Here is a 12927-nt window from a genome sequence, read left to right on the forward strand (position 1 = left end):
CGAACCTTCGCTCATCGTCTGGCGCAAGCGACCTAGCGGCGGCCGCGCCCTGGGAACAGCTTGTCGCGGATGTAGCGCGAGGTCGGCGTCAGTCCGGCGCCGCGCGGCTTGCGCCAGACCGCCCGGTCGATCTCCTTCTTGTCGCCGACCTTCAGGCGCCCCGACACCTTCTTGGCCAGGAAGATCGCATCGCTCATCCGCCGGCCGGTCCGGCTCTTCCTCGCCTTGACTTCCTTCCAGAGTTTCAACGGCCCGAGCTTCAGCTTGGGAAGCTCCTCCTTGATCTCGCGACGAAGGCAGCTCCTGTCGCTCTCGCCTGCCCGCCTGCGGCCGCCGGGAAACATCCAGAGCCCGTCGCGCTTGCGTCTCACCATCAGCACGCGCCCTTTTCGGGCGACGACCAACTTCGACGATTTCGCCATCACGACCGGTCCTGCTTCTGTGCCTGCTCCACTGCACCAGGCTCTTGACGAGATGACGCTCCGTCTACGGGCAGATGATCGCCTTGATGATTCCATCGCGCCGCGCGACCTGCTGCTCGAATGCGGCGGGCGTCTGGTCGAGCGAGAAGCGATGCGTGGCCAGCGGCGCCAGCTTGATCTTCCCCGACTGCGTAAGGGCAATGGCCCGCGGATAGACCTCCGGCATGCGGCGTGAAAACTTGATCGACAGGCCCTTCCGGCGCGATTCCGCGCCGCTGAGGATGTACTGGTTGTTCTCGGGGATGCCGACGAGAACCACCCGGCCACCGATACGGGCGCAACGCGCCGCATGCTCGAAGCCGTGCGAGGAGTCGGTCGCCTCGATCACCAGGTCGACGCCGCGGCCCTCGGTGGCCTCGCCGACCTCGGCGTAGCTGCGGCATGCCACGTCCGCGCCGAGGTCGCAGGCCAGTGCGGTACGCTGCTCGACCGGGTCGATTGCGATGATCTTGCCGCTGCCCGCGAGCCGCGCCAGTTGCACCAGCAGCAGTCCCACCGGCCCGCAGCCCAGCACCGCCACACTTTCCAGCAGCCGCGGACGCGCCAGATCCATGGCATGGATCGCGACACCGAGCGTCTCCAGGATCGCTGCGCCGGCGGGATCGATGCTGTCGGGCACCAGATGCACGGCCGATTTGGGCACGCAGACGAATTCGGCCATGGCGCCGTTGTGAGGCGCGTAACCCAGGAACTTCACATTGGGGCAGAGATTGGTGTGCCCGCGGTGACACCACTCGCAACGGCCGCAGGGAATGGAAGGATCGACCGCCACCAGCGCGTCGGCCGAGAACCCCGCTTTGCGCGCCGAGTCCGGCGTGAGGACACCCGAGAATTCATGACCCAGGACGAACGGCCTGACTTGCGTCGGACCGGTTGTTCCGCCCTCGAGATAGGAGTGCAGATCGCTGCCGCAGACGCCGACAGCCTTGACGCGGATGATGAGCTCGTCCTCCGCGAGCGGCTTCGGCTCGGGAATATCGAGGACGCGGATATCACGAATGTCCTGGAGCACCGCAGCGCGCATGTCGACGCCATCCTTCTGAGCAATTGTCTCCGGCATATTACATATGTAACAGCGAAGTGACAAATGCTTTTGCAGGCCTTCCGGCGCACGTCGGCCGCGCGTGGACAGGGGCGCCCACGGCGGATGTCATAGCGGTGGCGGAAAGTACGGCTATTTCTGCTTGTCGATCAGCTTCAGCGCCGCGATGGCGGTGTTCTCGTCGGTCACCAGCACCTTGCCGATCCGGCCGCGCAGCACCGCAGCGATGATCGGCGCCTTGTTGAGCCCTCCGGCGATCAGCATCGACGTCGGCACGCGCGCCAGCTTGTCGAGCGGCATCGCAATGGCGCGGCTGTTGATGTTGTGATCGATGGGCCGGCCGGTCTTGTCGAGAAATTGCGCCAGGACGTCGCCGACGGCGCCAGCCGCCCGCAGATGCTCGGCGCGCACGTCCGGCGGCAGCCCATGCCGCATCAACAGCGAGCGCGGCGTCATGTCTCCCATGCTCAACAGCGCAAGATCGATCTTTTCAACGCTGTTCAGCACCTCCTGATAGACCTCCTGGGCCAAAAAGGTGTCGCGCGAGCGCCGGCTGCTGACGAAGATCGGGGCGGCCAGATAGCTGCACTGGGCGTGCAGCCGGTGCGCGAGCTCACCGGCGATCTCGAAGGTGTTGAGCTCGAGTCCGCGCGATAGGCCGCCCATCATGGAGACGATGGAGAGATCGGGATAGTCCGCCGGCGTGACGTAACGGATGGTCTCGCGCAAGGTCGCCCCCCATCCGATGCCGATGATGCGCGGACGCTTCTGCTCGAGCAATTTGGACAGATACGCGCCGGCCGCCATACCGATCAGGCTGCCGACCTGCTCGGGATTCTCCGGGCTCGGGATGACGACGGCATCCTCGAGGCCGCATTCCCGGCGCAAGCGGTGCTCCAGCTCCGTGCAGATCGCAAAGGCGGAGTTGAGGCGGATGTTGACGATGCCGGTCTGCCGCGCATCCGACAGCATGCGGTTGACGCGAGCGCGGGTCAGCCCGAGCCGCTCGCCGATCTCGGCCTGGGTCAGGTTCTCCATGTAGTAGAGCCAGGCGACCCGCAGGATGGTTTGATCAGTCACGGCGCAGCCCCCCGCAGCGGCCTCAAGGCACAATCAGATGTCGAAGCATTTGAGGCGATCTTTCGTTGGCCGTCAAATCTGCAGCATGCGGATGTCGTCATGCGGTCTTCGCGCCCGGCACGCCATTCTCGACCACAAAGCTCGTCAGCCGGCGCACGGCGCTCGCGGCGTCCTTGACGTCGTCGAGCGCTTCGAATCCCACGGTGCAATGCCGGGCGTCGAGCTCGACGGTCGCATAGCCGCGCTTGTCGCCACGCGCATAGAGCAGATGCGGGTTCTCCGCCAGCGCCTTGCGGACGCTGGCTTCGCTCGGCCCGTCCGAGCTGATCGACGTGCCGACGAACTCGGTCGCAATGGTCGGGCCATCCGGGCGGGCGTCATCACGCTTGAGATCGGCGGTAAAGAAGGCGTGGCGGTCGCCGCCGATCACGATCGGATTGCGCCGGCGATGCGCCATAAGCGAATCAAGGAGCCGGCGGCGTGCATTGGGATAGCCGTCCCAGCCATCCATCCAGAAACGCGCGCCGTCGTCTGCTTCGCGCTTGTCCTGCGCCATCAAGGTCTGCTGCGCGACGATGGTCCAGCGGCCGCGACAGTCGCGCAGGCGCGCATCGAGCCATTGCTCCTGGTCCCGGCCCAACATCGTCCGCGCCTCGTCGGTGCGGCCTGCACAATCCGTCACCCAGGTCGGCCGCCCATTTCCGACACAGGCAGATGCCGAGCGATATTGCCGGTCGTCGAGCAGGAGCACGTCGAGCATCTCGCCGAAGCGATAGTGCTCGTAGATCGTGGCGTTCGCGCCGCGCGGGCGCGCCGAAAGCGGAAGCGGCATGTGCTCGTAATAGGCCTGATAGGCGGCCGCGCGGATCTTCAGGAACTGACCGGCGTCGTGCACGGTGTAGGAGCGATCATTGGCATAGTCGTCCATCACCTCGTGATCGTCCCAGACCGAAAGCCAGGGAAAGGCGGCGTGCGCCGCCTGCAGGTCGGGATCGCTCTTGTAGAGCGCGTAGCGGTTGCGGAACTCCTCGAGCGTCGTCGGAATTCCGACGCCGTGCTGGCGGACGTGGCGCGATCCCCAGGACTTCTCGTAGATGTAGTCGCCGAGATGCACGACGAGATCGAGATCGCGTGCGGCCATGTCGCGATAGGCGGCAAAATAGCCCTGCTCGTATTGCTGGCAGGATGCGAAGGCAAAGCGGAAAGGCCGCGACGACCCGGCGGGTGCGGTCCGGGTGCGTCCGACCGGGCTGAGCGCCGGACCGGCGCGGAAGCGGTACCAGTAGACGCGATCCGGCAGCAAGCCCGTCGCCTCGGCATGCACGGAATGCGCAAGCTCGGCCGTTGCCCGCATGACGCCGCGGGAGACGATACGCGAAAAGGCCTCGTCCTCCGCAATCTGCCATTCGACGTCCACCGACGCGTCCCGCATGCCGCCGTCCTCGAGCGGCTGCGGCGCAAGGCGGGTCCACAGGATGACGCGATCCTCACGCGGACATCCGGAGGCAACACCGAGCGTGAAGGGATCTGCGCCGAACGACACCGGCGCTCCCCGCACGAAGCCAGCGGGCGCAGCCAAGGCGGCGCTCGCCAGCGATCCCACGAGAAAGCGGCGGCGGGCAATCATGGGCGCGCCGGCATCGTTTCGAGCCTGCGACGAATGCTCACGGCGAGATCCGGCCGATCGGTCGTGATCTGTCGCACCGGCTGGGCGAGCCAGTAAGCGATATCCTCGGGCTCGTTGGTCACCCATGCACCGAGACGCTCGGAGCCGAGCATCTTGAGCGCGAGCGGCAAGACGAGCCCCAGCAGCGATTTTTCGACCGCGACGATGCAGCCGGGAATGGCGGCCAATTGCGCCAGCGCGGGCTCGATCCCGCCCATCATCTCTGCCGAACGACGGTCGAGCGAAACCAGCACCCGCGCTTCCGGCCATAGCCGACGAACGGTCTCGATCACCCCGGGCACGAAGCAGGTAATGACCGCGCGCCGTTCCAGGCCGCGGCGCTTGATATGGTCGATCAGCCGCGCCTCGAGGCCCGAATAGGGATTGCCGAGCGCATCCGTCTTGATCTCGATATGCAGCTCGAGCGTGGTTTCGCTGTACACATCGAGCACCTCGTCCAGGGTCGGAATGCACTCATCGCCGGCATCACGCAGACGCGTTGCCGTCAATTGTCGCAGGTTGCGCGCGCCCACCGGTCCCGTCTCGAAGGTGGTGCGATCGAGCAGCGGATCATGGATCACGACAAGCCCGCCGTCCGTGCTCTGATGCACGTCGAACTCGACCGCGTCGACCCCTTCCCTGCACAGATTGCGGAAACCGGTCAGGCTGTTCTCCGGCCAAAGATTGCGTCCGCCGCGATGCCCGGCGATGAAAACCATGATCAATTCCTATTTGCTGCTGTCGACAAGACCCTTGATGAACCAGCGTTGCAACAGCAGAACGACCAATACCGGCGGCAACATCGTGAGGAGCGCACCGCTCATGGCAATATTCCAGGCCGGCTCGCTGTCGGAGCGCGGGATCAGGCCCTTCAACGCGATGACCGCCGTTGCCATGTCCTTGTCGGTCGTGAACAGCAGCGGCCAGAGATACTGATTCCAGCCGAACAGGAACAGGATGATGGCGAGCGCCACCATGTTCGGGACGGACAGCGGCAGCAGGATGCTCCAGAAGAAGTGCAGCGGCGAGGCGCCGTCCAGCCGCGCCGCCTCGCACAGCTCCTCCGGGATGGTCAGGAAGAATTGGCGAAACAGGAACGTGGCAGTGGCCGAGGCGATCAGCGGCAGGATCAGCCCGGGATAGGTGTTGACCATGTTCCATTCGAGCGCGATCGCGACCTCATGCCCGCTGATCCAGCTCCAGATCTCCGCGACATGCAGGGTCTCCAGGAGCCATTGCAGCGGCAGCGCCGCATTGGCCACGGCTTCGAAGGTCGGCACGATCCGAACCTCGATCGGCAGCATCAGCGACATGAAGATGAGCCAGAATGCGAGCATTCGGTAGCGGAAGCGGAAGTAGGTGATGGCGAAGGCCGAGAGCAACGACACCGCGATCTTGCCGGCCGTGATGCCGAGCGCAACGATGATCGAATTGGCGAAGGTGCGGCTGAAATTGCCCTTGCTCCAGGCCAGCTGCAGATTGTCGATGAACTGGCCTCCCGGCAGCCACGGCAACGGCACCTTCTGCACCTCGGCCACCGTGAGCGAGCCGGCGACGAACGCGAAATACAGGGGTACGCAGACCATCAGCGCGCCCGCGATCAGGATCGCGTGGCAGACCATATTGAGGACCGGCGAGCGTTCGACCATGCGGCTAGACCCCGTAATTGACCTTGCGGTCGAAGTAGCGGAATTGTAGCAGCGTGCAGATCAGCGCAAAGCTCATCAAGAGAACCGATTGTGCTGCCGAAGAGCCGAGATCGAGATTGACGAAGCCGTCGACGAAGACCTTGTAGACCAGGATATTGGTCGCACCGGCCGGCCCGCCTTTCGTCACGGCATCGATGATGGCGAAGGTTTCGAAGAAGCCATAGATGAAGTTCATCACCGTGAGGAAGAAGATGGTGGGCCCGAGCATCGGCAGCGCGATCGAGACGAAGCGGCGGATCGGCCCCGCGCCGTCCACGGCGGCGGCCTCCATCAGCGACACCGGTACCGCGAGCAAGCCCACGACCAGGAAGATGTAGTCGTAGCAGATGTGCTTCCAGGACGCGGCGAGCGTCACCAGGATCAGCGCATCGGACGGATTGAGGTTGGGGTCCCATGCGATGCCGAAACTGTGCAGCACCTGCGCGAGCGGGCCGACTGCCGGATTGAACAGGAAGGCCCACAGGATGCCGGCGATCGCGGGCGCTATGGCATAGGGTAACAGGATGATCGTGCGATAGGCCGAGCGGCCACGCACGATCCTGTCCGTGGCAAAGGCCAGCACGAGCGCGCTGCCCAATGTCAGCACGTTCTGCGCCACCGTGAACCAGAACGTCACCGCGATCGACTGGCGGTAGTCGCTGCTCGCAAGCAGCGCCTTGAAATTATCGAACCAGACGAACTGGACGTTATTGCCGAAGGGATCGCTGAGCAGGACGGATTGCATCAGCGCCCGCAGCGACGGAATGAAGAAGAAGAACAGCAGGATCAACAATTGCGGCAGCAACAGCAGCGTCGGCAGGCCCGGACCATCACCAAAATTGGCGCGCTTCAGTCCGGCCTCCTCGCGCCGCCGCGTCTTCCCCGACCTGCGCGAGCTGCCGGCGGCCGCCGCCGGCAGGGCCTTGGACCCGCCGCTCCCGTGCCTTCGCAGCACGGGCGCGCGCGCGTCACGCCACGGGATGGACAGGCGCAGCGTCATGGACGCTCGGTTTCCGGAGTCTTTCCGGCATTCAGCTTCTCGAACTGCCGCAGAATCTCGTTACCCCGCTTGACGGCGTCATCCATGGCCTGCTGGGGCTGCTTCTGGCCCGAGAACACAGCCTCGACCTCCTGGCGCTGGGCCAGCATCGTCTGCACGAAATTGCCGAAGCGGAAGCCGCGCGAGTTCTCGTTCGGCGTGCCCCGCGAGAGCTGCAGCACCGCGATCTCCCTGGTCGGATGATCCTTGTAATAACCCCGCTCCCGCGCGAGCGCATAGGCGCGATTCGTCGCCGGAACATAACCGGTCGCGCCGTGCCACCAGACCTGGGTTTCCGGCTGGGCGACGAAATCCAGAAAAGCCGCGACGGCCTCGTAGCGCTCCGGCGTGTGACCCTTCATGACCCAGATGGCGCCGCCTCCGATGGTGCTGTTGAGAGGCGGATTGATGTCGCTTTCGTGCGGCAGGAACGTGGCGCTCCAGCTGATGGTCGCATTGCGCTCGATGTTGCCGTGCGATGCGGTCGAATTGACGAAGGTCGAACACCGGCCCGACGTGAACAATTGCTCGGGACTGAAGCCTTGGCCCGCGATCTGCATCACGCCGTCATCGAGCCATTTCTTGAGCCGCGCGACTTGCGACACAACCTTCGTCTTGTTGTACACGAACTCGGTGCCGAGCCCGTCGAAGCCGTTCGCCAGCGTACCGTAGGGCTGATTGTTGATGGCGCTGTAGTTCTCGAGCAGGCTCCAGTAGAAATCGCCGGGCAGCACCGTGCCGCATTCGCTGATCCCCTTGGACTTGATGGCGTAGAGCTGCTTTTCCAGCTCCTGCCAGGTCTCGGCCGGCTTGTCGAAACCGGCCTTCTGGAAGTGATCCTTGTTGTACCAGAAGATCGGCGTCGACGAGTTGAAGGGCATCGCCGACATCCGCCCCTTGTAGCTCCAGAAGCTCGCCACGGGCTTGATGAAGTCCGAAAAGTCGATCTTGTAACCCTTCTGCTCCACCAGATCCTGCACGGGAACGATGGCCCCTGACAGCAGCATGGTCATGTAACCGCGCTCGGCGATCTGCACCATCTCCGGCGGCCGCTTGGCGCGATAGGCGGCGATCACCCCGTTGGTCACCTCGTCATAGTTGCCCTTGGCAACCGCGACGACCGTGTACTTGTCCTGCGACTTGTTGAACTTCTCGACCAGTTCATTGAGCCGGTCGCCGAGGACGCCGCTCATGGCGTGCCACCACTGGACCTCGACCCGCGCCTGCGCCGGACCAGCCAATGCCAACGCACCGAACAAGGCCGCAATGAATGCGACTTTCCTACTCATGGGCAGCCCTCCCTCGCCGGGCAAACAAGCCGGCCTATACATTTGTACTTCTATCATGACATATGTGTCGAGATGATGAAAGAGGGTCGGGCGCCCTCTTCTCCAGCAGGCATTGCCGGGTCAGACGCAAGCCGGGCCTGGCTAGCGGGTTCAGTTGGCAAAGCGGCTAAGAAGCGCTTCTCATTGCCCGACCGACCTTTTGCAGGGCCTCAAAGGCGGCAAAGCGCCGATCGGCCCAGCCTGCCAAACTGGCCTGGGGTCGATGGACGTCTCCCAAAACCGACATCGCCTGCATCGCCTCGCCGAGATCGGCATGATCGCCTGAGGCAACCGACCCAAGCATTGCGGAGCCGAGCAGGACGGCCTCCGGGGAGGCCGACGCAGCGACCGTCAGGCCCGTCATATCGGCGAGGATTTGCCGCACCAGACCGCTTTTCGCGGCGCCGCCGCTGACCACGATCGTATCGACCGCAATGCCCTTGTCTTGCTGAGCGCGAACGATCTGGCGCGCCCCGCAACCGAGACCGCACAGCCCGGCCAGATAAAGCGCCAGCAGGCTCTCCAGATCCGAGCGCATATCGAGCCCTGCAATCAGCGCACGCGCGTCGGGATCCGCGAATGGCGCGCGATTGCCGAGAAACTCGGGGACGATATGAACCTCGCCGACCAACTGCGGAATCATTTCGGCACCGCCGCGGGATTCAGTTTCCCAGGCAAGCCAATCGGCAAGCGTCTGCTGCTTCCCGCTTGCAGCCTGGGCCGCTTGCGCGGAATGCGGATGCATCTGCAACAGATGCTCGATGGCGGCGCCGGCGGCCGACTGCCCGCCTTCATTGAGCCAAAGCCCGGGCACCATGGCGGAAAAATAGGGCCCCCAAACGCCGGGCACGAAGGATGGGTCCGGCGTGGTCGTCATGGTGCAGGCGGAGGTTCCGAACACATAGGCCATGCGCGTGAGCACCGTGCCGGCCGTACCGCGCGCGCCCACCGTGCCGACGCCGCCGGCATGCGCATCGATCAGGCCTGCGGCGACCGGCGTTCCCGCGGCGAGACCGAGATCGGCCGCGGCCTCCGCGGTCAGGCCCGCCGCCAGCCTTGTTCCGCCCGGCACGATCTCGGTGCCGATCCTGCGGAACTGCTCGTCGGCGAGCACGCCGAGGCCGACCTTGTGGAAGAATTTGTCGTCCCAACGGTTCTCATGACCGAGATAAGTCCACTTGCACGTCACGGTACAGATGGAGCGGGACAAGCTCCCGGTCGCGCGCCAGGTGAGGAAGTCCGTCAAGTCCATGAACTGCCACGCCCGGGAGAATGTCTCGGGCATGTTCTCGGCGAGCCACAACAGTTTCGGCGTCTCCATCTCGGGTGAGATCGTGCCGCCCACATAATCGAGAACCTTCTCGCCGGTCTGGTTGATCCGGCGCGCCTGATCGGCGGCGCGGTGATCCATCCATACGATGACGTTGCGGGCAGGATCGCCCGACGGGCCAACCGGCAGCGGCGCGCCCCTCTCCCCAAGCACCACCAGCGAGCAGGTCGCGTCAAAGCCGATGCCGGCAATGCCATCCGCCGCGAGGCCGGCCTGTGCCACCGCGCTCCGCACGCTGCGGCAGACGGCACGCCAGATATCCTCGCTCGACTGCTCGACGACGTCGCCGGCCTCCCGCCACAGCGCGACAGGGGCGCTGTCACTCGCGATCAGTCTGCCGGAGCGGTCGAATACGCCGGCCCGTGCGCTGCCGGTGCCGACATCGATGCCAAGGAAATGGCGATGATCGGATTGCCTGGTCATGAAGACGCTACAGATCGTTGCTCTGCGGGAGAATGACGAGGTCGCGGATGGTCACGTTTCTCGGACGCGTCAGCATGAAGAGCACCGCCTCTGCGACCTCCACCGGCTGCATCAAGCCGCCGGCCGCCATTTCCTCCTCGATCTTCGCTTTGGGCCAGTCCTTGATCAGCGCGGTCACGACCGGACCGGGCGCAACGGCTCCGACACGCAAACCGTGTTTGGCGACCTGCCGGCGTAGCGTGTGCACGAAAGCCTGCACGGCGTGCTTGGAGGCGGTGTAGATCGGTTCCCAGACGACGGGGACGAGGCCTGCGATCGAACTGGTGACGATGATGTCGCCGCTTTTGCGTTCGACCATGTGCGGCAGTACCGCATGGATCGACCTGAACAGCGCATTGATGTTTAGATTGAGCATGCAGTCCCAGGCGTCGGGATCGCCGCCAAGCACCTCACCGCCGACATAGGCGCCTGCATTGGCATGGAAGATGTCCAGCTGGCCTGCCTTCTCCAGCACCTGCGGCATCATGGCTGCCACGCTCGCGGGATCGGTGAGATCGATACGCAATGGAATCGCCTGATCGCCCAGCCCGGCGCAGGCGCGGCTCAGCGCCTCCTCCGCCCGATCGATCAGCACCACCCGCGCGCCCGCGCCGATCAATGTTCTGGCGCATTCCAGACCGATGCCCGACGCCGCGCCGGTAATTGCGGCAACTTTTCCTGCAAGTTCCTGGGCCAAGGCTTGTCCTTTTTCTTGTTCGAGTTATTCAAGCTCGGCCATGAGAGAGACGCGAGCGCCGTGCCAGCGAATCAACGATGACCGCAATGGCAAGGACCGCGCCCGTAATCATGTACCGTAGCGACGAGGAGAGATCGAGCAGCGTGAGGCCGCTTGCAATGGACTGGATGACGATGACGCCGAGCAGTGCGGAATAGGCGCTGCCCCGGCCGCCGAACAGGCTCGTGCCGCCGATGACCGCAGCGGCGATCGCGTTGAGGTTCACGTCCCCGGTTCCGGCCTGCTGGCTGGACGATGCCAGCCGCGCCGCGGCAAGAATGCCGCCGGCGGCGGCCAGCGTGGAGCACAGCACGAACGCGGACAGATAGACGCGCCGAACGTTGATGCCAGCACGGCGCGCCGCCTCGCGATTGCCGCCGACGGCAGACATCGAGCGGCCCCATTTGGTCCGCGTCAACGCATAGTTCATGACCACGCACAAGCCGACGAACAGGCCGAACATCCAGGGAATGCCGCGCCCGAGATTGAGATAATAGACGGCGAATTCGAGCACGATGGTGACCAGCAGCGCTTTCAGCACCATGCGGCTAAGCGAACTGGCCGACAGCCCCGCCGCCCGCCGGCGCGCGGCCGTCCGATAGCCGGCCACGAACATGATCAGGCTCGCCAGCGCCGCCAGCACATAGGACACGACCGGCGGCATGACGAGCATCTGCCCGAAATTGACCAGCGGCGATCCATACGGAAGGTTGATCGAACCGGAGGAGCCGAGCAGATAGAGCTGCAGGCCGAGCCACGCCAGCAGGCCGGCCAGCGTCGACACGAAGCTCGGCATCCCCAGGCGATTGAACAGAAACGCATAGAGCGCGCCGATGGCCGCGCCCAGCAACAGGGCCGTGAAGATGGCAACGGCGACCGGCCAATCCTGACCGACCCAGAGCACGCCGACGAGCGCCGATGCAAACCCGCTCACCGAGCCGACCGAGAGATCGATCTCGCCGACCATCAGGATGCAGACGATGCCCAGCGAGATCACGCCCACCGTCGAGCAATCAAACAGCAAATTGACCAGATTGTTCGGCGCGAGAAAAACCGGATTGAGACTCTCGAATGCCGTGCAAATGACGATGAGCCCGACGACCACCGGCAGCGAACCGAGGTCGCCCGACCGCACACGATCGACGAAGCCGCGGATCGTGTTTCCAAGCGTGTCCGCGTGCTTGACCCGTTCGTCACTGCGGTCGAGCAGCCGCGCCGCCGAAACCCGTTGCGTGTCGTCGGTCATCGCCCAAGCTCCGGCGACTGATGGGCGCGGCGCCGGCTGGCGCGGCGCGAGACCGAGTTTTCGTCCGCACCGGTAATCGCCGTGACGAGATCCTGGTTGGAGACGTCGGGCTCGAATTCGCCGTTGTTGCGGCCGAGGCGCAGCACCACGATCCGGTCGGCGACCGCGCGAACGTCCTCCATGTTGTGGCTGATCATGATGACACCGAGGCCGCGGGCGCGAACGCGCTCGACGAGGTCGAGCACCTCGGCGGTCTGGGCGACGCCAAGCGCGGCCGTGGGCTCGTCGAGCAGGATGAGCTTCGGCTCGGTGAGCAGTGAACGCGCGATCGCAACCGTCTGGCGCTGCCCGCCGGACAGCGACGCGACGGGCTCGCGCACGCTCGGGATCCGCGCTGACAATTCGTTGAGCAAGGTCCAGGCACGAAGCTCCATGGAGACCTCGTCGAGCCGCAGCGGATTGAGCTCACGGCCGAGGAAGATATTCGCGACCACATCGAGATTCTCGCAGAGCGCCAGATCCTGGAAAACGGTTGCGATGCCGAGGCCGAGCGCGGTGGAGGGATCGGACAGGACGACATGCTCGCCGCCGAAGGCGATCGTGCCGGAGGTCGGCTGGTGCACGCCGGCAAGGATCTTCACCAGCGTGGATTTTCCTGCACCATTGTCACCCACGAGCGCCACGACCTCGCCGGCATGCACGTCGAGATCAACATTGGTCAGGGCGGACACGGCGCCGAAATGCTTGGAAATTCCGCGAAGACTCAGGACCGGCTGACGCGGTTCGCCCTGCACGTGCTCGACATCCGGGATCGCAGTCATTTGTCAG

At 64.7% G+C, this 12927-nt stretch carries 12 protein-coding genes; all 12 read right to left on the reverse strand.

What is annotated here, in order from left to right; all coding sequences use genetic code 11:
• Positions 1-32: 32 nt before the first annotated feature.
• A complete protein-coding gene (locus XH83_RS30055; protein WP_194404230.1) occupies positions 33-422 on the reverse strand; it encodes an NUDIX hydrolase in 390 nt (129 codons plus the stop codon).
• Between the two features lie 64 nt (positions 423-486).
• Entirely contained in the window at positions 487-1506 is a 1020-nt protein-coding gene (locus XH83_RS30060) for a zinc-binding dehydrogenase (protein ID WP_194404231.1), read from the reverse strand.
• Between the two features lie 150 nt (positions 1507-1656).
• Positions 1657-2604 (reverse strand): sugar-binding transcriptional regulator, encoded by a 948-nt coding sequence (locus tag XH83_RS30065; protein WP_210346991.1) that lies wholly within the window; start codon positions 2602-2604, stop codon positions 1657-1659.
• A 97-nt stretch (positions 2605-2701) separates the two neighbouring features.
• Positions 2702-4231, reverse strand: a complete 1530-nt coding sequence (locus XH83_RS30070) for an alkaline phosphatase (RefSeq protein ID WP_194404232.1) — start codon at positions 4229-4231, stop codon at positions 2702-2704.
• The gene (locus XH83_RS30075) at positions 4228-4989 is read right to left on the reverse strand and encodes a glycerophosphodiester phosphodiesterase family protein (RefSeq protein WP_194404233.1); all 762 of its coding nucleotides are present in this window, start codon (positions 4987-4989) and stop codon (positions 4228-4230) included. Before XH83_RS30075 ends, XH83_RS30070 begins: the two co-directional genes overlap by 4 nt.
• A 9-nt stretch (positions 4990-4998) precedes the next feature.
• Positions 4999-5919, reverse strand: a complete 921-nt coding sequence (locus XH83_RS30080; protein ID WP_194404234.1) for an ABC transporter permease subunit — start codon at positions 5917-5919, stop codon at positions 4999-5001.
• Between the two features lie 4 nt (positions 5920-5923).
• Positions 5924-6958 (reverse strand): glycerol-3-phosphate transporter permease, encoded by a 1035-nt coding sequence (locus tag XH83_RS30085; protein ID WP_246776349.1) that lies wholly within the window; start codon positions 6956-6958, stop codon positions 5924-5926.
• Positions 6955-8286: an extracellular solute-binding protein gene (locus tag XH83_RS30090; RefSeq protein WP_194404235.1), complete on the reverse strand. Its 1332-nt coding sequence runs from the start codon at positions 8284-8286 to the stop codon at positions 6955-6957. Before XH83_RS30090 ends, XH83_RS30085 begins: the two co-directional genes overlap by 4 nt.
• A 166-nt stretch (positions 8287-8452) precedes the next feature.
• The gene (locus XH83_RS30095; protein WP_194404236.1) at positions 8453-10078 is read right to left on the reverse strand and encodes an FGGY-family carbohydrate kinase; all 1626 of its coding nucleotides are present in this window, start codon (positions 10076-10078) and stop codon (positions 8453-8455) included.
• 7 nt (positions 10079-10085) lie between these two features.
• Positions 10086-10814: an SDR family oxidoreductase gene (locus XH83_RS30100; RefSeq protein ID WP_194404237.1), complete on the reverse strand. Its 729-nt coding sequence runs from the start codon at positions 10812-10814 to the stop codon at positions 10086-10088.
• 28 nt (positions 10815-10842) lie between these two features.
• A complete protein-coding gene (locus XH83_RS30105) occupies positions 10843-12099 on the reverse strand; it encodes a sugar ABC transporter permease (RefSeq protein WP_194404238.1) in 1257 nt (418 codons plus the stop codon).
• The gene (locus XH83_RS30110) at positions 12096-12920 is read right to left on the reverse strand and encodes an ATP-binding cassette domain-containing protein (protein ID WP_194404239.1); all 825 of its coding nucleotides are present in this window, start codon (positions 12918-12920) and stop codon (positions 12096-12098) included. Before XH83_RS30110 ends, XH83_RS30105 begins: the two co-directional genes overlap by 4 nt.
• Positions 12921-12927 lie beyond the last annotated feature (7 nt).

This window comes from Bradyrhizobium sp. CCBAU 53351 (genome assembly GCF_015291745.1).
In the GTDB taxonomy this organism is placed as follows: domain Bacteria; phylum Pseudomonadota; class Alphaproteobacteria; order Rhizobiales; family Xanthobacteraceae; genus Bradyrhizobium.